Origin of the sequence: Actinomadura nitritigenes (genome assembly GCF_017573545.1) — a bacterium.
Taxonomy (GTDB): Bacteria; Actinomycetota; Actinomycetes; order Streptosporangiales; family Streptosporangiaceae; genus Spirillospora; species Spirillospora nitritigenes.
Map to the genome: position 1 here is coordinate 84619 of NZ_JAGEOK010000033.1, position 21425 is coordinate 106043.

At 70.7% G+C, this 21425-nt stretch carries 20 protein-coding genes; 8 read left to right on the top strand and 12 right to left on the bottom strand.

From position 1 onward, the window contains the following. Nucleotides 1-44: 44 nt before the first annotated feature. The 3 genes from J4557_RS38560 to J4557_RS38570 all read left to right on the top strand — a co-directional run bounded on the left by J4557_RS38560 (nt 45) and on the right by J4557_RS38570 (nt 3302). Nucleotides 45-494: a hypothetical protein gene (locus tag J4557_RS38560; RefSeq protein ID WP_208271755.1), complete on the top strand. Its 450-nt coding sequence runs from the start codon at nt 45-47 to the stop codon at nt 492-494. Continuing rightward, nucleotides 494-2200, top strand: a complete 1707-nt coding sequence (locus J4557_RS38565) for a tetratricopeptide repeat protein (protein ID WP_208271756.1) — start codon at nt 494-496, stop codon at nt 2198-2200. The genes J4557_RS38560 and J4557_RS38565 overlap by 1 nt, the downstream gene beginning before the upstream one ends. Nucleotides 2201-2723: 523 nt before the next feature. Next, a complete protein-coding gene (locus J4557_RS38570) occupies nt 2724-3302 on the top strand; it encodes a GNAT family N-acetyltransferase (RefSeq protein WP_208271757.1) in 579 nt (192 codons plus the stop codon). A 44-nt stretch (nt 3303-3346) separates the two neighbouring features. Here J4557_RS38570 and J4557_RS38575 read toward each other — a convergent pair whose 3' ends face one another. Next, nucleotides 3347-3487 (bottom strand): hypothetical protein, encoded by a 141-nt coding sequence (locus tag J4557_RS38575; RefSeq protein ID WP_208271758.1) that lies wholly within the window; start codon nt 3485-3487, stop codon nt 3347-3349. Between the two features lie 228 nt (nt 3488-3715). Further along, entirely contained in the window at nt 3716-4132 is a 417-nt protein-coding gene (locus J4557_RS38580) for a winged helix-turn-helix transcriptional regulator (RefSeq protein ID WP_208271759.1), read from the bottom strand. A gap of 85 nt (nt 4133-4217) precedes the next feature. Between J4557_RS38580 and heR the strand changes: the two genes are divergently transcribed. Beyond that, a complete protein-coding gene (gene heR / locus J4557_RS38585; RefSeq protein ID WP_208271760.1) occupies nt 4218-5009 on the top strand; it encodes a heliorhodopsin HeR in 792 nt (263 codons plus the stop codon). Between the two features lie 394 nt (nt 5010-5403). On the opposite strand, the gene J4557_RS38590 is transcribed toward heR, so the two are convergent. The 4 genes from J4557_RS38590 to J4557_RS38605 form a co-directional block, all read right to left on the bottom strand. Then, nucleotides 5404-6330: a hypothetical protein gene (locus tag J4557_RS38590; protein WP_208271761.1), complete on the bottom strand. Its 927-nt coding sequence runs from the start codon at nt 6328-6330 to the stop codon at nt 5404-5406. A 331-nt stretch (nt 6331-6661) separates the two neighbouring features. Further along, nucleotides 6662-6838 carry a hypothetical protein gene (locus J4557_RS38595; RefSeq protein WP_208271762.1) on the bottom strand — a complete coding sequence of 59 codons (177 nt, stop codon included), beginning with the start codon at nt 6836-6838 and terminating at the stop codon, nt 6662-6664. Nucleotides 6839-7050: 212 nt separating this feature from the next. After that, nucleotides 7051-7476, bottom strand: coding sequence for a PH domain-containing protein (locus J4557_RS38600; RefSeq protein WP_208271763.1), 426 nt, complete (start codon nt 7474-7476; stop codon nt 7051-7053). A 581-nt stretch (nt 7477-8057) separates the two neighbouring features. Continuing rightward, nucleotides 8058-8681, bottom strand: coding sequence for a TetR/AcrR family transcriptional regulator (locus J4557_RS38605; protein ID WP_208271764.1), 624 nt, complete (start codon nt 8679-8681; stop codon nt 8058-8060). 76 nt (nt 8682-8757) lie between these two features. Here J4557_RS38605 and J4557_RS38610 point away from each other — a divergent pair, with 76 nt between their 5' ends. Further along, nucleotides 8758-9585: an SDR family oxidoreductase gene (locus tag J4557_RS38610; RefSeq protein WP_208271765.1), complete on the top strand. Its 828-nt coding sequence runs from the start codon at nt 8758-8760 to the stop codon at nt 9583-9585. Between the two features lie 19 nt (nt 9586-9604). Then, nucleotides 9605-10798: an NADH:flavin oxidoreductase gene (locus J4557_RS38615; RefSeq protein ID WP_307800453.1), complete on the top strand. Its 1194-nt coding sequence runs from the start codon at nt 9605-9607 to the stop codon at nt 10796-10798. A gap of 114 nt (nt 10799-10912) precedes the next feature. On the opposite strand, the gene J4557_RS38620 is transcribed toward J4557_RS38615, so the two are convergent. Both J4557_RS38620 and J4557_RS38625 read right to left on the bottom strand, forming a co-directional pair. Continuing rightward, nucleotides 10913-12022 carry a glycoside hydrolase family 5 protein gene (locus J4557_RS38620; protein WP_208271766.1) on the bottom strand — a complete coding sequence of 370 codons (1110 nt, stop codon included), beginning with the start codon at nt 12020-12022 and terminating at the stop codon, nt 10913-10915. Nucleotides 12023-12704: 682 nt separating this feature from the next. Beyond that, nucleotides 12705-14303, bottom strand: coding sequence for an MFS transporter (locus J4557_RS38625; protein WP_208271767.1), 1599 nt, complete (start codon nt 14301-14303; stop codon nt 12705-12707). Nucleotides 14304-14381: 78 nt separating this feature from the next. Here J4557_RS38625 and J4557_RS38630 point away from each other — a divergent pair, with 78 nt between their 5' ends. Continuing rightward, entirely contained in the window at nt 14382-15023 is a 642-nt protein-coding gene (locus J4557_RS38630) for a TetR/AcrR family transcriptional regulator (RefSeq protein WP_208271768.1), read from the top strand. Nucleotides 15024-15284: 261 nt separating this feature from the next. Here the strand turns inward: J4557_RS38630 and J4557_RS38635 are convergent, their stop codons facing one another. Continuing rightward, the gene (locus J4557_RS38635; protein WP_208271769.1) at nt 15285-17609 is read right to left on the bottom strand and encodes a thiamine pyrophosphate-binding protein; all 2325 of its coding nucleotides are present in this window, start codon (nt 17607-17609) and stop codon (nt 15285-15287) included. A 129-nt stretch (nt 17610-17738) separates the two neighbouring features. Here J4557_RS38635 and J4557_RS38640 point away from each other — a divergent pair, with 129 nt between their 5' ends. Further along, on the top strand, nt 17739-18215 hold the full coding sequence (locus J4557_RS38640; protein WP_208271770.1) for an Lrp/AsnC family transcriptional regulator: 477 nt from the start codon (nt 17739-17741) through the stop codon (nt 18213-18215). Between the two features lie 142 nt (nt 18216-18357). Here the strand turns inward: J4557_RS38640 and J4557_RS38645 are convergent, their stop codons facing one another. Genes J4557_RS38645 through J4557_RS38655 form a run of 3 tightly spaced genes read right to left on the bottom strand, consistent with a single transcriptional unit; the run spans nt 18358 to nt 21235 of the window. Further along, nucleotides 18358-18744 (bottom strand): Rid family detoxifying hydrolase, encoded by a 387-nt coding sequence (locus tag J4557_RS38645; RefSeq protein ID WP_208271771.1) that lies wholly within the window; start codon nt 18742-18744, stop codon nt 18358-18360. Nucleotides 18745-18788: 44 nt separating this feature from the next. Then, nucleotides 18789-20288, bottom strand: a complete 1500-nt coding sequence (locus J4557_RS38650) for a carboxylesterase/lipase family protein (RefSeq protein ID WP_208271772.1) — start codon at nt 20286-20288, stop codon at nt 18789-18791. After that, entirely contained in the window at nt 20285-21235 is a 951-nt protein-coding gene (locus tag J4557_RS38655; RefSeq protein ID WP_208271773.1) for an MBL fold metallo-hydrolase, read from the bottom strand. Before J4557_RS38655 ends, J4557_RS38650 begins: the two co-directional genes overlap by 4 nt. Nucleotides 21236-21425: the final 190 nt, after the last annotated feature.

The window sequence follows — 21425 nt, forward strand, 5'->3', positions numbered from 1 at the left end:
GCGTTCGTGTGACACTCGCTTCGTGCTCCTTGAGGGAGGGTGTCGTGCCGCGGTGGGAGAAGGTCACGATCGCCACGGTTCTCCCTTTGGCCGCCGGGGCTCTGGCTTGGTGGATGTGCACGATGGTCGGTGTCGACCTGAACGCCGCCGGGATCGTAGTGAGTCTGGTCGTGCTGGTGCCCGGGACGCCTCTGGTCATCTGGGCCGGTCAAACGGAGGCTTCTCCCACCCAACGGCCCCGCCCGGTGCCCGCGACCATCGGCGACGTCCCACGCGAGCCCAGGGCGTTCCAGCCGCGTGCTGATCTGCTGGCGCGCATCGAGGAGGTGCTCCGCGAGGGCGGAGCCGCGGCCGTCTGCGCCCTGGTCGGGGCGAGGGGCGTGGGAAAGACCCAGATCGCCGCAGCCTATGCCAGGGACCGCGCCGACGGGGAGTGCCCGTCGCCTGGCTGCATGCCGAAACTACGGGGCAGTTGGCCGCATCGCTGCACCTGATGGGAGCCGAGCTTGGGCTCCGGGGCGCAGCCGATGACTCCTCGGCGGTCGTCCGCAAGCTCAGGGCCTGGCTTGAGGAGCGGCGGGAGCCCTACCTGGTGGTGCTGGACAACGCCGACGACCCCGACGCCCTGACCCCCTTCCTGCCCGCCCGGGGCGGCGCCCGGGTGCTGATCACGACGAATGACCTCGCCTTCGAGCGGATCGCGGCACCGCTGCCGGTCACCCGGTTCACCCCTGGTGAGGCACGCCGGTACCTGCACGATCGGGTGGGTGTGATCGGCGACGCGGAGCCGGTCGATGAGCTCATCGACGAGCTGGACCGGCTTCCGCTGGCCCTGGCGATCGCCGCCGCGGCGCTCGTCGGCCCGCCGCGCATCGGCTGCGCCGCCTACCTGAGGCGGGTCCGCTCCACTCCTGTGGAGGTCCTGCTGGACAGACCGAGAGGCGAACCGTATCCGCGCGGCGTCGGGCAGACGATCATGCTGGCGCTGGACGGCGTCGGCCCCCATGCCCGGAGGCTTCTCGGTGAACTGGCGGTACTTTCGCCGTCGGGGGTGAGCCTGGAGCTCCTGGGGCCAGAGGCCTCCGGTGCACTGGCCGAACTGGGCGCGGTGTCACTGCTGGCCTTCTCGCAGGATGGATCGACCGTGCTGGCGCACCGCCTGGTACGCCGGGCGGTCCGGGACGAGGCCGCGCGTGACGGTGGCCTGGCATCGCTGATCGAGACGGCCGCCCTGCGGCTGATGTTCGTCGAGCGGATCGCCGATGAGGACACTGGCCGGAAGCTCCCCATGATCCTCGCGGTGGACGAGCATGCCGCCGCCCTATGGGAGTCCTTGAAACCGCTTCTGGATGAGGACGCCGCAGGAGCCCGCGCCGCCGCCGAAGCCCTGTCCAGGATCCGCCATGTGATCGCGGAGCATCTCCTCTACGTCAATGACGGGACTCGAGCCGTCCCGGTCGCGCAGACCGCCGTGGAAGGGCGGGAGCGGGTCCTGGGCCCTGACCACCCCGAGACCTTGGACGCCGTCTACACGCTGGCGCACGCTTACGAGTTCGCAGGTCAGGCGGTCACGGCCGTGGACCTGTTCGCGGACCTGGTCGCTCGGTGGTCCCGGATCCGGGGCGAGGACGCGACCGAGACGTTGCGGGCCCGGGCGGGGCTGGCTTCGGCGCTCAGCACGGCCGGCCACGCGGACGAGGCGGTCGAGCTTCTGGAGACCGTCGTCGCCGCCCAGTCGCGGACGCTGAGCCCCGACCACCCCCACCTTCTCGGCTCGCGGTTCTTCCTCGCCTCCGCGCTGGTGGAGACCGGGCGGCCAGACCGGGCGGCGGAGCTGTTCGAGTCACTCGTCGCCGACAGGGCGGAGGCGCTGGGCGCCGACCATCCTGAGGCTCTCGTTGACGAGGGGCGGCTGGCGTGGGCCTACCTCCACGCGGGACGCTTCGAGGAGGCCATCGCCGTGTACGAGCATGTCGTGCCGCGCCAGGAACGTGTCATCGGGGCTGACCACCCCGACACCTTGATAACCGTGCACGGTCTGGCGTCCGCCTACGAAGCCGTCGGGCGGACAGCGGAGGCGCTGACCCGCTACGAGCACGTCGCGCGCAGATTGGAGGCCGTCCTCGGGCCCGACCAGCCCCTGACGCTCAGCGCCGCCCGCGGCTTGGAGCGAGCCCGCCGGCTCGCCACCCCCAACTGACTGTCGTCCCCTCCGTCATCGGCAGTCCCATCGCCATCGCGAACGTCTTCACCGTGCGCATGCACGCCCAGCGCGTCTTACAACGCGTCCTACAACGCGTGGCCGACGCGGGCTCCCGCCGCGCACCGGACGTGGGACTCACCGAAGTAGAGCGCCAAGCCCTGACCGAGGTCAGCCGAACGGCTTCCCGCCCTGGTTCAGCCACCGCACCATGGGCTTCCACGCCTTCGGCACCCTCAACCCCACATCATGACCGTCAGCCCCGGCTACTTCACGGACTGCTGGACGACTCCCGGACATCTCGGCGCCGACCCCGCCTCCTCGGCCCACCGCGACCGCGTCCGCCACCGGCGCGCGACCGTCGGCCCGCCTCACGGCGGCGTCGACGACGCCGCCGTGGCCACCCGCAGTGGTCACAGGCCCCTATTTTCAGGGAATACGCGACGGCCAATTACGCGAGCTCACCAGTCTGTCTTTGGCGCTGGAAGCTGTCCGCCCCAGCGTCGCCTGACAGGATTTCAATATGGAGCAGCCCTCGGTGTCGCTGGACCAGATCAGGCTCGCCGACTGGGACGCCGTGCACTCCTGGGCTTGCCTGGACGAGGTCTGCCGCTTCCAGTCCTGGGGACCGAACACTGAGGAGCAGACGCGGGCCTTCGTGGCGGCTGCGGTCGAGGCGTGGTCGCATGTGCCCCAGAAAAGGTTCGCTCATGTGGCCCGTATCGGAGGCGAGGCGGTCGGCATGGGCGAACTGCATGTGCGGAGCTTCGAGCAACGCCGAGGCGAGATCACCTATGTCGTGCACCCGCGTATGTGGGGTCATGGTGCGGGCACGGCGATCGGGAGGGAACTGCTCTCACTCGGTTTCGAGCGCCTGCGACTTCATCGGATCTTCGCCACCTGCGATCCACGGAACCTCGCCTCGGCGAGGGTCCTGGCCAAGCTGGGCATGACCTGGGAGGGGCGGCATCGTCACACCACGCTGATCCGGGACGGATGGCGGGACTCCGAGATCCTCGGCATCCTCGAAGACGAGTGGCGCGCGGGCCTGCGCCCTGATGACCTCCGTGCGGCCGTTGACGACCGGCACACCGCCCCGTAGGCAGGGCGCCATGGCGCCGCCGTTCGGGTACCGGCGAGCTCTGATCAACGCTTTGCGCCCGCGGCCGCACGCGGATTCACCGGCTGGAGCCCGTCGCCCCGGGCAGTCCCAAGGAGCGCGGAGTCGCCTTCGATGCGCACGCTGCCGTCGGTCAGGGCCTGGTTGGGGGTCTTGGCGCGGGTCATCAGCGCGTGAATTCCTTGATCGTCATCCTCTCGATCGTAAGATCGGAGGCGGGGTGCGAGCCGATGCCGACCGTCAGGGCCCGTCGGTGATCTGTAGGCGGAGGGTGAAGTCGCCCATGCGAACCTCGTAGCCGACCGTCGTTCCCCCCAGCCGCCTATGGCCGGGAGGTGTGCGCGAAAGGCCATCACCACCGACTCGGGGGGCGACCTCGCCGTCGCGGAGTTCGGTCATGGTACGGGCGCCCAGTGGCCGAGCGCGATCAGTGCCGCTTCGAGGTCGCGTCCGTAGTCGGTGAGCTCGTAGACGACTGCGCGCTCGGGGTGCGGCAAAGCGCGGCAGGTGGCCAAGCCTGACTCCTTGAGCTGTTCGACGCGGGCCGACAGGATGTTGGGCGGGATGGCGGGCAGGCCCTTGCGCAGGTCGGTGTAGCGCTGGGGGCCGAGCGACCCTGTCCGCCGCAACCGGCCACGTCGAGCAAGAGTCGGGCAGGTCCGCTGCGTTTCCTGCTCAGAAAGGCCGACTTCACCGATCCGTACGCGCACCTCTGGTACGCGAAGGCCGTCACCACCGGCGTCGCCGAGGCCGGAGCGGGCGGCTGGATGACCGATTTCGGCGAGGACCTGCCGTCCGATGCCAAGCCGCACTCCTCCGGCGACCCGGGACGCGCTGACCCTTCCGGGAAAGGTCCCATGAGCGGGCTTGGAGAGTCCCTTGGTACCCAGCGGGTAGGTGACCGAGCGCAACCTCACTCGCCCGGGAGAATGCATGGATCGGCGTCAGCAACGGAGCCTGCGGGGCGGCAATGCGGTGGCCGCCGTGCTGCACACCGCCCAGGCGGTCTTGATCGTCGTGCTGGCCACCGATTTCTCCTTGCCGGTCACCGCGGCCTATCTGTCCGGGCCGCCAGGAACGGCTCCGCAGGACAGGGTGGTGCTGTTCGACCTGCCGACCGGCCTGGCCGTGGCCGTCTTCCTGGCTCTGTCGGGGGTCGCGCATCTACTCGTCTGCACGGTCTGGTGGCGGCGCTACCTCCTCGACCTCGAACGGCGGCGCAACAGCGCCCGCTGGGTGGAGTACTCCCTGTCCGCCTCGCTGATGATCGTGCTGATCTCCCAGCTCGTCGGCATCGCGGACGTCGCGGCACTGATCGCGATCTTCGGCGTGAACGCGGCAATGATCCTTTTCGGCTGGCTCCAGGAGAAGTACGAGGAACCCGGCGCTCACGGGTGGCTGCCGTTCACCTTCGGCTGCATCGCCGGGACCGTGCCCTGGATCGCCATCGTCATCTACACGATCGCGCCGAAATCACCGTCGCAGGCCGAGCCGCCCGGCTTCGTGTACGGGATCATCGCCTCGTTGTTCGTCCTCTTCAACATCTTCGCGCTGAACCAATGGCTGCAGTACCGCGCCAAGGGACGCTGGGCCGACTACCTCTTCGGCGAGAAGGGTTACATCGTGCTGAGCCTGACGGCAAAGTCGGCCCTGGCCTGGCAGATCTTCGGCGGCACCTTGGCCGGCTGAGATCAATGAGGATCCGACGGGCTTACAAGGGCCCACGGCCTTTACATTGTAGATTTCGAACCCTTCGGGCGGACGTCCCAGCTTTCGACCGTCGAGACAGCGATCGCCGCCTCCACAAGGTCGGGACGTATCACTCAGGCGGCTCACCAACCTCATTTGGCTGATGCGGCTGCCCGCCGCCCCCAGCGCCTCCACCGGTGTTCGCGTGGCGCTGAGGGCGAGGCCGACCATGGCCACGGTCTGCACAGGGGCGGGTCAACGCGTGCAGGTTCTGCATGGGCGCCGGGTTCGACTCGAACTGGCCTGGGCCGGAACGCCGCATTGGGAACTCGCGCGCTGCGGCGGGTGGCCGACGCCGTGGCGCTTCCAGCCGCCCCCGTCTTGGCGCAGGTTCCTAGGACGCCATGTAGTCATCGGTGTAGGCGAGGATGGCGTGTACCTGCTCGGCGACCCGACGAGGGCAGAGTTCGCCGCGCTCGTCCGGTGTTGCCGGGCGAGGCGGGGCGGCGAGTTTGACGCCCGGGTGGCCTTCGCGGTGCGAGCAGGGCTCCTCGCGCGGCGTGAGGTCGACGGTCGCCAGTGCCTTCCGGTAGAGCGCGACGATGCCGGGGGCGGTGGAGCTCCAGTAGCAGTGCTTGGCGAGCAGGCAGACGGCGATCGCCAGGCGGGGTCGTTCGGCTTCGGGGGCAGCGGCGAGCAGCCGTCGCGCCGACCAGATCGCCGCGCTCTGTGCCTGCTGGTCGACCTGGCTGCGCCGCTGCCGTTCCAGGTCGGTGATCAGGGCGTCGAACGCGGTACGACCGTCGGCGGTGAGGTAGCGCGCGTCGAGGTGGTCCGTCTCGGGAACGCCGAACCGTTGGCGGAGAGCGGATCGCAGTGCGGAGGCCGTGTCGGCCGCCAGGAGCGCGAGGTGGCCCGGGCAAGCGGCGGCCTCGGCGGTCCCCCGGGCGCCCGGGGCGCCGATCATTTCGATCAGAGCGGCCATCTCCTCCGGATCGTCGGCGTCGGCGAGTTCGGGATGTTCGTGCCCGCCCGCACAGCCCGCGGCGGTGAGCGCCGCCTCGGCCCGCTCGGCCGCCTCGGCCAGCGCCGTGACCAGTTCACGGTCCGCGATCTTCCAGTGCACGTACCAGCGGCTCGCCCACAGCGCCGCCAGCATGGCTCGACCGTGCGGCCCACCCGGGTCGGCGCTCACCTCGCTGCCGATCCGGCCGAGCAACTCGGGCGGATCGGCGTAGGGGTAGCCGTGTGCCATGGAGGCGATCTCGCTTGCCAGGCTCGGGTAGTCGGTGGTGTCCACCAAGGGGCTCCGGTTCGTCACGACGGTGATTCGATCTTGAGACGGCCCGGACGAGCACCGAGTTCCGGCCGACTGCACCGCCGCCGTCAGTCTGTAGGTTGTGGTTCGACTCCCAACGCGAACACGACCAGGGAAGACACTCGTACTCGGGGAGCAGGATCGGACGCGCCTCCGACCTCCTTCGGGCGGGCGCGGCGCCATTGTTCGGTTAACTCTTTCAGGGGAGACGACTCAGGGCTCGAAGCCCATTTGTTCGCGCGGCCAACGCCCTGGCCGACCGGCCGCCGGCCTCCGTGGCGGCGGACCGTCGCTTGGGGCTCGATGGTCGTCGACGCTGCATGGTGCCGGGCACTCACCAACCGCCCCACAGCACGTGGATGGCGGTCCCTTCGCCAGCGGCGTGCGCGACCGTGGGAAGCACGCTGGTGTGGGTGCCGACGATCAGCACGATGCCGGAGTGCCTGAGCATCGCCTTCAACTCCCCCACAGCCAGCCCCAGCATCGCCGCGCCATGCCGCAGGTCGTGCAACCGCACCTGCGGCGACCGGTACCCGGCCAACTAGCGCGCCGGGTTCGGTGGAGGCTCTATGGGCTGACGCGAGTTCGACGTCCGGTGCTCTACCACCCGCGGCCCCGATATCGGGCGACGACTCGGGGAGGAACGACCTCCGCACTGGTCAGAAGCCGTCCGCTCGTCCACGTTTGCGGAGCGGCGGGTCCTCCGCTGGGCGGCGCCGGGTTTCAGTCACGGAACCCGGTCAGGCGCGCATAGAGCCTCGCCAGGCCAGGCGGGGTGTAGGGCGGGGGTATGGAGTGGCGCTCCCCGGCGGCCGGAGGCGCGAACACTCCGACCGGGTAGAAGAAGATCCGGCGTTCGGCGTCGGCCGTGCGCAGGTACACCTCCCAGTAGCGCAGCGATGCGTGCAGGGAGATCTCAGTGACGTCGTTCCAGGCGTAGCGCCAGCGTCGCAGCGCACCCACGATCGTGACGCCCTGGTCGTCGACGATGGCGCGGCTGCGCAGCGCGGCGACGGCCGTCACGAGGGCCGCGGCGAGGACGGCCAGAAGGATGATCGCGCCGAGCGTCTCCAGGTACGACAAACCTCGGAGCAGTGCTCGCCCCAGAAGGCCGGCACTGACGGCCAGGAACACCACCAGCACTGTCATGATCGACAGATAGCGGTAACAGCGCACGGTTCGTCGTTCCATACGGCAGATGTCTAGCAGCTTCGGAGCCGGTCACACGAACCCGAAACCCGAGGTCGGGACCTCGCGGCCAAGAGCGACCTCCTCCCTTCCCGGGTGAGTCGGCGGCCCCTTTGACAACACCGTCGCCCAGGCGTTCTGAAGGCGATTGCAGCATCATCCGGCGGCAACCGCCTCGCGGCGGTCTGTCCTTGGGAATGATCAAGCCCTGTGTCGAGCCCGTCCCCTGCACGGACGTGGTTTTCGGCAGGCGCGACCGGCCGCCACCTCGGGTGACATCCGTCCAGACTGCGTCCCCCGCTTCGTGCGGTGGCTGATGTGCGCCCAGCCGTGCTGAATGCCGTTCATCCTGCTGACGCACAGCCGCACCCAGCGGCCGTAGACCATGTACCACTCGTGGCAGTGGCACGACTTCGAAGGCGTCGCGGGGCTTCCACCGGCTGGCACAGTCGCCAGGAGGTGCCTGCTGGGCAGAAATCTCATGCCCCTGAAGCGCCGTCGATCAACGAAGTCGGCAGTTCGGCGGTGCCGTCCGGGGAGGGTCAGGAGGCTTTCGGGGGCCCGGGGGCGGTCAGGCCTGCGGTGAGGAACGAGATGACGGTGCCGGTTTCGGGTGGCGTGCTCGCGGTGGCGGGTGTGGGGGTGAGCGGGTGCCCGTAGATCTCCAGGAGGAGGGTGAAGGCCAGCCGCCACCGGTCGGCGATTTCGCGTGCCGGCAGTTCGGGCATGGCGCGTGCGAGCATCACCTCGAACGGCACCTGGCTGAACCAGGGGGACACGCTCGACGGCCGTAGGCCAGGGAGCACGAAGCGGGCCAGCAAGTGGCACAGCATGCGGCCCTTGGCGGTCGTGGACAGCTCCTCGAACGGCTCGACGATCGCCGCCACCAGGTCGTTGACCTCGGGGCCCGGTCCGCGATCGGGGTCGGTCGCCGAACGCTCGGCGATCGTCTCCAGCCGCTCCGCCCATAGGGGCAGCAGTTCGCGTTCCAGCAGTGCGGTGACGAGACCCTCGCGCGATCCGAAGTGGTAGTGCACCGCGCCCGGGTTCAGCCCGGCCGCGGAGTTGATCGCCCGGACCGACACCTGCTCGGCCCCCTTCTCCAGGAAGAGGCGTTCGGCGGCGTCGAGGAGCCGGTCGCGGGTGGTCGCGGAGACGTCTGGCATGGCCTCATTGCATCACATATGCTGCAATCAGAATTCAATCACTGATTGAAAGTCGATTGAAGGGACGTCTGGGATCATGGGAACGTTCGCCGTGACGGGATCCGCCTCGGGCATGGGCGCCGCGAGCGCCGCGCTGCTGAGGGACGCAGGGCACACCGTGATCGGTGTCGACCTCCACGACGCGGACATCGTGGCCGACCTCGGCACGGACGAGGGGCGGCGCACGGCGGTCCAGGAGATCCTGGCCGCCGCCGACGGCGTGCTCGACGGCGTCGCCGCCATCGCCGGGGTCGGGCCGAACATGCGCGATGCGGCCGCCGTCATGTCGATCAACTACTTCGGCCCGGTGGCGCTGCTGGAGGGCCTTCATCCGGCGCTGGTGCGTTCGGGCGCCGGACGCGCCGTGGTGATCGGGTCGAACTCGGCCACGACCGTACCCCTGATCGACGAGGACCTGGCGGAACTCGCCCTCGCCGGCGACGAGGACGCCGCCCGCGAACGCGCCCGCGCCGCGCAGAGCGCCATGCCCCCGGAGATCATCGAGATGGCGCCCAGCATCGGCGCCTATGCCACGTCCAAGTTCGCCCTGGCCCGCTGGGTGCGCCGTACCGCCGTCCAAGCCGATTGGGCGCGGCGCGGAGTGCTGCTGAACGCGATCGCTCCCGGTGCCGTGCTCACGCCGCTCATGCTCGGATCGACCGGCGCGGCCGCCGAGATGGACCCCGACGAGTTCCCGACGCCGATGCCGCTGGGCGTCTTCGGCCACCCGGAGGACATCGCGTTCTGGGTGCACCAGTTCCTCAAGCCGCAGGCCCGTTTCACCACCGGAGCGGTCCTGTTCGTCGACGGCGGCACCGACGCCGCCATGCGCCCCGACGCCCAGCCGACGGCGATGACCTTCTGATCCCCGCGAGGAGGACGACGTGACCACCAACGATGTGACCACCACCGAAGCGAGCATCCCGGACGTGTTCGAGCCCGCCCGGCTCGGGCCGCTGACCCTGCGCAACCGCATCATCAAGTCCGCCACCTTCGAAGGCATGACCAAGGGCGCGCTGGTCTCCGACGACCTGATCGAGTTCCATCGCCGGCACGCCGCGGGCGGCGTCGGGATGACCACGATGGCCTACTGCGCGGTGGCCCCCGAAGGGCGCACCGAGCGCGACCAGGTCTGGATGCGCCCCGAGGCGCTGCCCGGCCTGCGCCGCCTCACCGAGGCCGTGCACGCCGAAGGCGCCGCGGCGTCCGCCCAGATCGGACATGCCGGGCCGGTCGCCAACGGAAGGTCCAACGGCGTCCCCGCCCTGGCGCCGTCCGCCTCGTTCAGCCCGATGAGCATGCAGCGGATCCGCAGCGCCACCGCCGCCGACATCGAACGCGTCGCCAACGCGCACGGCGAGGCCGCGAAGCTGGCCGTCGAGGCGGGCTTCGACGCGGTCGAGATCCACCTCGGGCACAACTACTTCGCCAGCTCGTTCCTCAGCCCGAAGATCAACAAGCGGCGGGACGGGTTCGGCGGCTCGCTGGCCAACCGCGCCAAGGTCGCCCTCGGCGCCGCGCGCGCCGTCCGCGACGCCGTCGGCGACCGCGTCGCGATCCTGGCCAAGCTCAACATGGACGACGGCGTCCCGGGCGGGTTCTGGCTCGATGAGAGCCTCCAGGTCGCCCGCTGGCTGGAGCAGGACGGCAGCGTCGACGCCCTGGAACTGACCGCCGGAAGCTCCCTGCTGAACCCGATGTACCTGTTCCGCGGCGACGCACCCGTCCGCGAGTTCGCCGCGACGTTCGGCCAGCCGCTGCGCCTGGGCATCAACCTGGTCGGCGACCGCTTCATCCGCGCCTACCCCTACCAGGAGGCGTTCCTGCTGGACAGCGCCCGCCAGTTCCGCGCCGCACTGGACCTGCCGCTGGTGCTGCTCGGCGGCATCACCCAGCGCTCCACCATGGACCTGGCCATGGCGGAGGGCTTCGAGTTCGTCGCCATGGCGCGCGCACTGCTGCGCGAACCCGACCTCATCAACCGCATCCAGAAGGAGCCGGCCACCCGGTCACTGTGCATCCACTGCAACAAGTGCATGCCGACGATCTTCACCCGGACCCACTGCGTCCTCGCCTGACCGGCCACCCGCCCGCCGTGCACGTGAGCCGTGGAGCGGCCCGGCCGGCCCGGGATCCGTCACCGGGCCGGCCAGACCTGATCGCACGGCCTTTTTCCTGGAACTGCCGGCGGGTCAGAAGAGCAGGTTGACCCAGGAGCGCCAGCCGTCGTTCGCGTCGACCATGCTGAACGGGCCGTTCCCGCCCTCGGAGTAGTACTCCCACCAGGCGTAACCGAGACCCTTGGACTTGTAGAGGGCGACCTTGTCCTTGATGTACTGGTCATGGCCGGTAAGGCCGTTGCCGATACCGAACTCGCCGATCCAGATCGGGAGCCCTTCGGCTTGGGCCATGTCGAGCTGGACCTGCAGATGGGAGGCGAGCGCGGTCTTGTTCGCCGGGTCGTAGCCGGTCGACCCGTCGGAGGGATTGGGAACCAGCCCGAGCCCGGTGTCGTCGTCGTAGCCGTTCGTGTAGCCGCTCTCGGGATCACCGTTGTAATAGTCGTGGACGGACCAGATCAGGTTGCTGCGGTTAGTCGGAGTGAACGACGAAAACGACGAGGCGGGCACCTTCGCGTCGCCGTACGACGGTTCCAGCATGATGTTGGTGGCGCTGTCCTTGGCCCGGATCGCATCGACGATCCGGGTGTAGTCGGACAGCAGCCGCGCGGACTTCGTGGACGAGCGGAACGGCTCGTTGACCGGGTCGTACGCAGCGACCGCGGGCTCGTCCCGGTACCGGTTGGCGATGGTCTGCAAGAAGCCCAGTCCGTTCTCGACGACCGCGTCCAGGCCCTCGACGGAACCGTCGTCCGTGGGCGTCACCCGCGCCCACTGCGGCACGTGCTCCTGGCCGTCGGGGCTCCCTGACATGTGAACGCAGTCGAGAATGACGTACAGCCCGGCGGACTTGGCCCGCGTCACCGCCGTCGCGAGGGTGGAGAACGCCGTCTCGTTCCATTCCCCTTCGGTCGGCTGGAACATGTCCCAGAACAGGACCATGCGGACCGAGGTGAATCCCTTCGCCTTGATCGAGTCGTAGGTCGCCTGGTCCCAGGTGTCGGTGTCGTACGCGTCCCAGAGCGGCTGGATGTTGGGGCCGACAAGCTGATGCGGGGTTCCGGCCGGGTCGACGAACGCGTGTGAGGACGTGGCGTGCAGCCGCGTCGTCACGGCGGCGTCCTGGAGGGCCGGCAGGCGGGCAGGGGCGGCTTCGGCCGTTCCGGCGGCTCCGACCGTCATGAGAAGCGTGGCTAAGGCGAGCCCGACCGATCGGCGCATGGGCGTCCTCTCTCTCCAGGGGATCGAATTCGCAGGGATCCTATGCCGGGCTTCCCCAATCCGGGCTCCGGAGCGCAAAAGCGTTGAAACGCTCTTGTGAACGTCGCGGCCCGCCCGGCGCGAATGTCGTCGGGCGTCAGCGAACCGCGGTCGAAGACCATCAGCGTGCGGCCGCCGCCGCGCAAGCGCGCACCGAAGCGGGCTCGGAAGGATCGGGCCCTTCTTTGTTCACCAAGGCCGTGGGCGGCAGTGCCGCGATGAGTGGGAGAACGCTCTCGATGCGAGCCGGGCGTGGTGACGCCGGATCGGCCACGAGCGGCCGGTGGCTTTGACGACGGGCGACCGCATCGGCGTCCAGGGCGAAAGACCTGGGCGAGGTGAGCCGCGATATCGCCGCCGTCCATCTACCGACCGAGACGGTGTGGGGGTCGGGGACGTTCCACACAAGTGCGGCGGGGCAGGGAACGACCTCTCGCAATGCCGTGCGAGTTCGGGCGAGGGTGTCGGACCCATCGCCGTGCGGCGCGGCCGAGGCCATCAACGCTCTCGCTCTCTTCCTGCGCCTGGCCGGAGACGGCCGGGAGCCCCGCCCGGTGGGCGGGGCTCATTGGCGGGCGGCCGGTGGCCGCTTCGCTCTCGGCGGTCAGCGGGCCGACAGCACGGAGGCCTCCGGCTCGTGCTCGGGCTCTGACGGGACGGGGCGGCGGCCGGGAAGGATCAGGGCCACCAGGACGGTCCCGACGGCCAGGATGATGCCGCCGACCAGGCTGGCCTGCGCGACCGCGTGGGCGAAGGCGCTGTCGGCGGCCATCACGAGGGCGTGGGCCTGCTCGGGGCCGCCCGCCGGGTTCCGTCCGACCTGCTCCGCCACCCCCAGCGCGCCGCCGATGGAGTCCTTGGCGGCGTCCAGGGCGGCGGGCGGCAGGTGCCCGGCGAGCGCGCCGCCCAGCCTGTCCTTGTACGCGGTGGCCAGGACGGAGCCGAGCACGGCGATGCCGAGCGAGCCTCCGAACTCCAGGGCCGTGTCGTTGACGCCGCCGCCGACGCCGAGTTCGGCTTCGGGGAAGGCGCCCATGATGGTGTCGGTGCAGGGCGACGCGCTCAGCCCGATGGCCGCGCCCAGCAGGAGCAGGGTCGGCAGGAAGTCGGCGTAGGTCGAGCCCGCGTCCACCCGGGTGAGCAGGAAGATCGCGGCGGTGCCGAGCACCATCCCGGCCACCACGACGGGCTTCATGCCCAGGCGCGGCGTCAGGCGTCCCGTCACCACCGCGCCGGCGAACACCGCGCCGGCCAGCGGCAGCAACCGCACCCCGGTCTCCAGGGGGCCGTAGCCGAGGACGAACTGCAGGTGCTGGCTGCTGTAGTAGATGGTGCCGAAGGCGCCCAGGAAGAACAGGAGCACCGCGATCACCGCTCCGCTGAACGCCCGGTCCCGGAACCGTCCCAGGTTCAGCAGCGGACGCGGGTGGTGCAGTTCCCACGCGACGAACGCGGCCAGCCCGGCGGCGGCGACCACGGCCGCGGTGACGGCGGCGGTGCCCCATCCGTAGTGCGGCCCCTCAATGATCATGTAGACGAGGGAGCCGACGGTGACCACCGACAGCAGGCCGCCGACCAGGTCGAGCCGTCCCATCGCGGCGGCGCGCGACGGCGGCACCAGCGCCAGCACGGCGACGGCGGCGACCACCGCGATCGGCACGTTGATCAGGAACGTCGAGCCCCAGCCGTGGCCCTCCAGCAGCCACCCGGCCAGCAGCGGGCCGGCGGCGATGGCCAGCCCCGACGTCGCCGACCACGCGGTGATCGCCCGTGCCCGCTCCCCGCGCGGGAACATCGCCACCAGCAGCGACAGCGTCGCCGGCATGACCACCGCCGCGCCGACCCCCATCACCGCGCGCGCGGCGATGACCGCCGCGGCACTGTGCGCCATGCTGCCGGCCACCGAGGCTCCTGCGAAGACCACCAGTCCGGTGACCAGCGCGCCGCGGCGGCTGTACTTGTCGCCCACCGCGCCCAGCACCAGCATCAACGCCGCGTACGGGACCGTGTAGCCGTCGATCACCCATTGCAGGTCGCTGCTGCTCAGGCCGAGATCCCGCGTCATGTCCGGCGCCGCGACCAGCAGGGACGTGTTGGCCATCAGCACCATCAGCAGGCTCAGGCACAGCACCACGAGCGCCCACCACCTGCGGGCGTAGGGCGCTTCCATCCGCTTCACCGGCGTCGAGGCGATCCCTCGCATCGGTCTTCCCTCCCACGAAACTTGCTCATCCATGTGCAAATTTAGATACGTGCACACCGATGTGCAAGTATGGGAGGCATGGCGAACCTCACAGAGGGCACTCCGCAGCGCAGCCACGCGCGCTCCAACCGCGCCCGCATCCTGGCCGCCGCCCGCCAGGAACTGAGCCGCGACCCGGAAGCGAGCATCGAGGACATCGCCCGCGCCGCGGGAGTCGTCCGCCGCACCCTCTACGGGCACTTCAAGAGCCGCCAGGCGCTGATCGCCGCACTGGCCGAAGAGGCCCGGCACGCGCTGGAGCAGGCGTTCACCCGGGCCCGCCGACCGGACGCCGACCCTGCGACCGCCATGGCGCGGATGACCCTCGCCGTCTGGGAGGTGGGCGACCGCTACCGGATGCTGATCTCCCTGGCCCGCCGGGACCTGGGCGAGGAGGGCGTCCGGACCGTCCTCAGCCCGGCCCGCGAGGAAACGATCTCGATCCTGAACCGCGGCCAGCGCGAGGGCCTCTTCGCCGACCACCTGCCCGCCCCCGTCCTCGCCCAGGCGCTGGAGGCGTTCCTGCTGACCCTCGTCGAGACCAACGACTCCCCCGGCTGGACCGACCCGACCGGCCAGGCCGCCGCGACCGCCGCCCTCATCGCCACCGGAATCCCGCCCGCCGACGCCGCCGACCGCGTCCGCGCGATCATCGGCCAAGGCAGCCCCACCACCCCCTGAAGCCCCTGCCCGCCGCCCAGCCCGGCCGCAGCGGGCGGGTGCGGGAAACCGTCCCGGCGGGCATGGGTGTGCCCCTCGAGGCCTCCCGGGCGATGCGGCAGTGATGCCGCAGGGCGCAGTTGATCAACGACCGGCATCAGCCCGAGCCGCCTCTCAGACCGGCGGGGATCAGGGGCGCCGTGCTGGGCGTACGTCGGGTCGGGTGTGGGCCGATGGGTGGGCTGGCGTGCGGCTCATGTGCCGCCGCAAAGGGGCTGTGTTTCAGTCGACCAGGTCGAGTGCGGCGCAGACGATGCTCTCCGCGTCCAGGCCGTGGTGCCGGTACACGTCCTCCAGGGAGCCCGACTGCCCGAACTGCGTCACGCCCAGCCCGGTGGTGGCCACCCGGTTGATCGTGCCCAGGAAGGACAGGGTGTGGGGGTGACCGTCGAGGACCGTGACGAGCGGTGTCGCGCGGTCGGCCGGGAACGCCTCGTCCAGGATCCAGGAGTCGGCGTCGTCATTGCCCTGCCGCGCGCGCACCGCGCGATAGAGCAGGTCGGCGCTCGTCACACAGATCACGTCCGTCCCGATTCCCATGGCCTCGAGTCGTCGCGCGGCGTCCAGCGCCTCGGGCACCACGGCGCCCTGCACCGCGATGGTGACGGCCGGGGCCGCGGAGCGCACGAGGGCGTATGCGCCCGCGACGACCTCCCGGCGTCGGCGCTCCCGGGCGTCGGCGTCGGCGGGCACCGCCGCCAGGCTCTGGTCGACCGGACGGGTGGACAACCTGAGGTAGGCGGACCGGCCGTCGGGCCTCCCGAGCCGGGCGAGCGCCGCCAGCAGCACCCATTCGGTGTCGATGGCGAAGGCCGGTTCGTACGCGACGCAGCCGGGCTGCTCCAGACCGATCGACGGAGTCTTGATCGACTGGTGCGCACCGCCCTCGGGAGCCAGCGACACGCCGGACGGCGTGCCCACGAGGATGGACTGCCCGCCCGCGTACATGCCGTAGGACCACGGCTCCAGTGCCCGCTCGACGAAGGGGTCGTAGACCACGCCGATGGGCAGCAGCGGCTGACCCCACCGGCTCCACGACGCACCGAGTTCGCCGAGCAGGCTCACCAGGTTGACCTCGGCGATCCCCAGTTCGATATGGCGCCCGGCCGGGGTCTCGCGCCAATGCAGGATGGTGTCGCCGTCGTCGGCGAACCAGTCCTGGCGCTCGCGCGGTGACCACACCCCGACCTTGTTCACCCATCCGCCCAGGTTCGTGCTGGAGCTGACGTCGGGGCTGACGGTGACGATCCTGCGTGCCGCTTCGGGAGCCTGGCGCGTCAGGTCGAGCAGCACCCGGCCGAGCGCGGCCTGGGTCGTGGCGGTTCCCGAGGGCGTCCGGCCGATGTCGGACGGCAGGTCCGGCGGCGTCGCCTGACCCGCCTCGACGCGATCGAGCCGCTGCGCGGTCTCGGCGCACCGTGCGCCGGCGGCGCTGCCCTCGGGGAATCTCCGCCAAGGGTCGTCGTAGTCGCAACCGGTCCTGTCCGCGAGCTCGCGCATCTGGGCATCGGTCAGCAGGGCCGAGTGGTTCTGCGGATGGCCCCTGGTCGCCAGGCCGTAGCCCTTGATCGTGTAAGCGAAGATCACGGTGGGGCGGGTGTCGTCGATCGAGGAGAACGCCTTGTCCAGGTCCTCCAGGTCGTGGCCGCCGAGGTTGCCGATCGCGGCGAGCAACGTGGAGTCGTCGACCTCACGGACGAGCGCGGCGACGGCGGCGGCGTCCGGACCGTCGCCGGCGAGCCGGTCCCGCAGCTCACCGGCCCCGCATCGCAGGAGGCGCTGGTACTCGGGGTTCGGCATGCCGTCGATCCGGCGTCGCAGCGCCTCACCGCCGGGCCGGTCGAAGAGCCCCTCCAGCAGCCGCCCGTACTTCAACGTGATGGTCTGCCAGCCCGCCGCCGCGAACATGCCCTGCAGCTTGTCGGCGGCGATGCCGGGCACGACCCGGTCGAGGGACTGCCGGTTCAGGTCGACGATCCAGACGAGCTCTCCGAGCTCGGCGACCGCCGGATCCAGCACCGCCTCCCATACCGCGCCCTCGTCGAGCTCGGCGTCGCCGAGCAGGGAGTACTGCCGGCCCGTGCCGACCCCGCCGAACGCGGCGTCGACGTAGCGACGGGTGACCGCGCCCCAGACCGGTGCGGTGGCGCCGATGCCGACCGATCCCGTCGAGTAGTCGACCGGGTCGGGATCCTTCGTCCGGCTCGGGTAGCTCTGCAGACCGCCGAACTCGCGGAGCCGGGGCAGGTACGAGGCGTCGAGCCTGCCGAGCAGGTAGTTGATCGCGTGCAGCACGGGCGAGGCATGGGGCTTCACCGACACCCGGTCCTCGGCGCGCAGGTGCCCGAACCACAGCGAGGTCATGATCGACACCATCGACGCCGACGACGCCTGGTGCCCTCCGACCTTCAGCCCGGACGGGTTGGGCCGCACCCGGTTGGCATGGTGAACCATCGCACTGGCGAGCCAGAGCACACGGTCCTCGACCTCGCTGAGCACCGCGTACCCGCCGTCCGCCGGCATCCGACCCGCCTCTGGATTGCTCATCTCACGTCCTCGCCGCGCTGAACCTGCCAAGGATTCAAGCAACGACCTGCTGTTATGCTCAAGCAGCGACTTTGAGATTGAGCAATCTGCCCAAAAACGAGCCGGTCCCCCGGGAGAACGTGAAGCATCATGCTCAACCCCGAGCCCGTCGATCCCGTCGACGCCCGCATCCTTCTCGAGCTCTCGGTGCATCCGCGGGCGACCACCGTCGCGGTCGCGGACCAGGTGGGCATCGCCCGCAACACCGCTCAAGCCCGGCTGACGCGGCTCGAACGCAACGGCGCCCTCGGCGCGTTCGAGCGGCGGATCTCCCCCCGATCGCTCGGCTACCCGCTGAAGGCGTTCATCACCGCCCAGGTGACCCAGCGCAGGCTCGACGACGTCGCGACCGCGATGGCGGCCATCCCGGAGATCCTGGAGGTCGACGGCGTCTCGGGATCGACCGACCTGCTCATCCAGGTCGTCGCGGCTCACGCCGACGACCTCTACCGGATCGCCGGCCAGATCCTCGCCATTCCGGGCGTCGAACGAACCAGCACCGCACTGGTCATGCGCCAACTCGTCGGCTACCGCATCACTCCCCTGCTCCAGCGCCTCACCGGGTAGCCCCGCCCGCGCATCCTTGACCGGCCAGCGTCTCCCGCACGACTTCGAGGTCGTGTCCTGCGCGCAGCGGGGTCTTTCAGGTCGCGTGCATGGCATCCGGAGCCGGAGGGCGGACGGTCCTGCCGCCCTCCGGCTCCGGGGCTCAGGCCGCCGGCACGGCCAGGGCGTCGATCTCGACGAGGACGCCGGGCGGCAGGGTCATGTACACGGTCGTGCGGGCGGGGAAGGGGGTGCCCACGAAGGCGGCGTACGCGTCGTTCATGGCCGCCAGGTCGGCGGGGTCGGTGAGGTAGACGCGGAACATCACGACGTCGTCGAGGGTGGCTCTGGCCGCGTCGAGGACCGCGGCGACGTTGCGCAGCGCCTGGGTGGTCTGCTCGGCGACGGTGGCGCCGACGACGGTGCCGGTACCAGGGTCGTAAGGGAGCTGGCCCGACACCTGGACGAGCGGGCCCCTGCGTACGCCTTGGGAGAGCGGGGCGTCGAGGCTCGGCGCGTGGTCCGTGCTGATGATGGTTCTGCCGGTCATGGCGATGGCCTCCGTTGGCTTGGGCGGACGGGCGGGATCGGGCTTCAACGCCATGCCTGGAGTTCCTCGCGGTGCGGGTCGTCCACAAGGGTCCATTCGTCGTCGATGTGCATGGTCGTGCGGCGTTCGGTGTCGTAGCGGTCCCAGCCGGGGTCACCGGTCGCGGCGAAGGACACCCAGGCCGCGTGCATGCGGGTGGCCAGGTCCGTCGGCGGCTTGTCCGGTCCGAGGATGGCGGCGGGGCCGTGGAGGGAGGGCAGTCCGGTGACGTCGAAGACGAACGGCAGCTCGACGGCGTGGGTCGCACCGAGTTCGCCGCCCAGGGCGTTCGAGCGCCAGGCGAACGAGTAGCGGTAGGTGGCGCCGGACGTGTGCGCGTGCGCGTCGGCCAGTCGCCGGGTTCCGGCGCCGAAGAGGGCGTCGCCCATGATGGCGGAGCGCAGTTCCCCGGCGGAGGCGCGTGGCCTGGCCTTGCGGTAGGTCTCGACGAGCTGCGCCGGTCGCGGATGCGAGCGCGCGGCGGTGGCGTCCACGTCCGCCGGCGTGGAGGTGGACAGGTTCCCAAAGGGCGCCAGGTAGAGGTTGCCCTCCTCGGTGTTGGTGCCCACCAGCAGGTCGACGTCCGCGTCTTCGCCCGCAGCGACGGCCTCGGCCGGTTGCCGGTCGAGCACGATGCTGAACGGGCTCAGCCCGATCAGCGGGTCGGTGTGCGTCTCGGTTCGCAGATCGATGCCCGACAGTTCGCCCGTGACCTCGACGAGCCGCCGGTCGGGGATGGCGGCGAAGGCGTCGGCGTGCGGCTCGACTCCGAGGGCCCGGGCGGCGGCGCGGGTCACGCGGGCGGCCTGTTCGGGTGTGAAGGCGCCCAGGCCGCTGCCGCTCTGCACGATCGCGCGCCGGAACAGCCGCCGACCGGCGGACGCGGCCTCGGGCGATGTCAGCATGCCGCCCACGATCGTGGCGCCCGCGGACTGGCCGAACAGCGTGACGCGGTCGGGGTCGCCGCCGAAAGCGGCGATGTTCTCCCGCACCCAGCGAAGAGCGGCGATCACGTCGAGCAGGCCGCGGTTGGCGGGCGCTCCGGGCAGGTCGAGGAACCCCTGGACGCCCAGCCGGTAGTTCAGCGTCACGAGGACGACTCCGTCGCGGGCGAAGGCGGCGCCGTCATAGATCTCCGAGCGGGTGGAGCCCGCCACGAAGCCGCCGCCGTGCACGAACACCATCACGGGCAGGCGCGCGCCGCCGGCCTCCGGGGCCCAGACGTTGACGGTCAGGAAGTCCTCGCCGGTGATCCAGCCCGGTCCGAAATACGGGGTCATGTCCACGTCGCCGAGCCTGCGTTCGGCCTGCGGCGCGGTCGGGCCGGGCATGGTGGCGTCCCGCACTCCGTCCCAGGGGGCGTGCGGGCAGGGAGCGGCGAACCGGGAGGCCCCCGCCGGAGGCGCGGCGTACGGGATGTTCAGGAAGACCGCCGTCCCGTCGCGGCGCAGGCCGCGCACGGCGCCCTGCGCGGTGGCGACGACCGGTTCTGCGTGCTGGCTCATCGGGCGTCCTTCGGGGTCTCGGTGTGCGGTGCGAACGGCGCCCATCCCTTGATAGCGAAGCCGCTCCCGTCGCGGACCACCTCGGCGGCGCCGTGGCCGCCCAGGTGCGCGGGGACGACCAGGGCGTTGTGGTCGGCGGCCCAGGACAGGAACCTGCGGCGGGTGGCGCGGGCCCCGGCCGGGTCCTCGCAGAAGCAGCTGTTCGCGTCCGGCTCGACGAACTGGACGGGGCTGTGCAGCATGTCGCCGACGAACACCGCGCGGTCCGCGCCCGATTCGAGCATGACGACGGACGACCCGGGGGTGTGGCCGGGCGCGGCCTCCAAGCGCAGGTTGGCGTCGATGGTGTGGCCGTCCTCCCACAGCCGCGTCAGGCCCGCCTCGTGGACGGGTGCGACGCTGTCCTCGAACACGTTCTGGTTGCCCCGGCCGAGCCGCGGCTTGTGCTCGTTCGCGGGGTTCCAGAAGTCGAAGTCGGCCTTGGGCATGAGGTAGGTGGCGTTGGGGAAGGTGGGCACCCAGGTGCGGCCGTCCAGGTAGGTGTTCCAGCCGACGTGGTCCACGTGCAGGTGGGTGTTCACCACGACGTCCACGTCCTCGGGCCGCACGCCCGCGCGGGCCAGGTTGTCCAGGAAGTCGGTGTCGAGACGGCTCCAGACCGGCGAGTAGGGCCGGTCCTTGTGGTTGCCGACCCCGGTGTCGATGAGGATGTTCCTGCCCTCGCTGCGCAGCAGCCAGGTCTGGATCGCCGAGTTGACGGTCCGTGTCTCGGAGTCCACGAAGTGGGGCTCCAGCCAGGGCGCGTGCTCCTCCCACGTACGGGGCGAGCTTTCGGGGAAGAACGTGTCGGGCGTCATCTCGACGGATCCGTAGTACTCCCAGACCCGCGTGATCGTGACATCGCCCAGAGTGATCTCATCCGAGCGTGGCGAGGGAGCGGTGCGCATGGGCACTCCTTGATCAATAGAGGTGAGGGTGCGGTCGAGAACCGCCGCTCGCTCCATCGTGCGCGGACGCCGGGGCGGGCGGTATGCGTCAGGTGACTGCACCGGCCGCGGGCGCGCGCGACCGCGGCGAGGGAGCAACACCGAGAGGTACGCTGGCCTGCGATGACGCTGCGCCTCGGGGAGTGGGCGG

Excerpts from the sequence above, each read along its gene's own strand:
- J4557_RS38565 (WP_208271756.1), top strand. The coding sequence starts at position 494 with ATGGGAGCCGAGCTTGGGCTCCGGGGCGCAGCCGATGACTCCTCGGCG.
- J4557_RS38570 (WP_208271757.1), top strand. The coding sequence starts at position 2,724 with ATGGAGCAGCCCTCGGTGTCGCTGGACCAGATCAGGCTCGCCGACTGG.
- J4557_RS38575 (WP_208271758.1), bottom strand. The coding sequence starts at position 3,487 with ATGACCCGCGCCAAGACCCCCAACCAGGCCCTGACCGACGGCAGCGTG.
- J4557_RS38600 (WP_208271763.1), bottom strand. The coding sequence starts at position 7,476 with ATGACAGTGCTGGTGGTGTTCCTGGCCGTCAGTGCCGGCCTTCTGGGG.
- J4557_RS38605 (WP_208271764.1), bottom strand. The coding sequence starts at position 8,681 with ATGCCAGACGTCTCCGCGACCACCCGCGACCGGCTCCTCGACGCCGCC.
- J4557_RS38610 (WP_208271765.1), top strand. The coding sequence starts at position 8,758 with ATGGGAACGTTCGCCGTGACGGGATCCGCCTCGGGCATGGGCGCCGCG.
- J4557_RS38620 (WP_208271766.1), bottom strand. The coding sequence starts at position 12,022 with ATGACGGTCGGAGCCGCCGGAACGGCCGAAGCCGCCCCTGCCCGCCTG.
- J4557_RS38625 (WP_208271767.1), bottom strand. The coding sequence starts at position 14,303 with ATGCGAGGGATCGCCTCGACGCCGGTGAAGCGGATGGAAGCGCCCTAC.
- J4557_RS38630 (WP_208271768.1), top strand. The coding sequence starts at position 14,382 with ATGGCGAACCTCACAGAGGGCACTCCGCAGCGCAGCCACGCGCGCTCC.
- J4557_RS38635 (WP_208271769.1), bottom strand. The coding sequence starts at position 17,609 with ATGAGCAATCCAGAGGCGGGTCGGATGCCGGCGGACGGCGGGTACGCG.
- J4557_RS38640 (WP_208271770.1), top strand. The coding sequence starts at position 17,739 with ATGCTCAACCCCGAGCCCGTCGATCCCGTCGACGCCCGCATCCTTCTC.
- J4557_RS38645 (WP_208271771.1), bottom strand. The coding sequence starts at position 18,744 with ATGACCGGCAGAACCATCATCAGCACGGACCACGCGCCGAGCCTCGAC.
- J4557_RS38650 (WP_208271772.1), bottom strand. The coding sequence starts at position 20,288 with ATGAGCCAGCACGCAGAACCGGTCGTCGCCACCGCGCAGGGCGCCGTG.
- J4557_RS38655 (WP_208271773.1), bottom strand. The coding sequence starts at position 21,235 with ATGCGCACCGCTCCCTCGCCACGCTCGGATGAGATCACTCTGGGCGAT.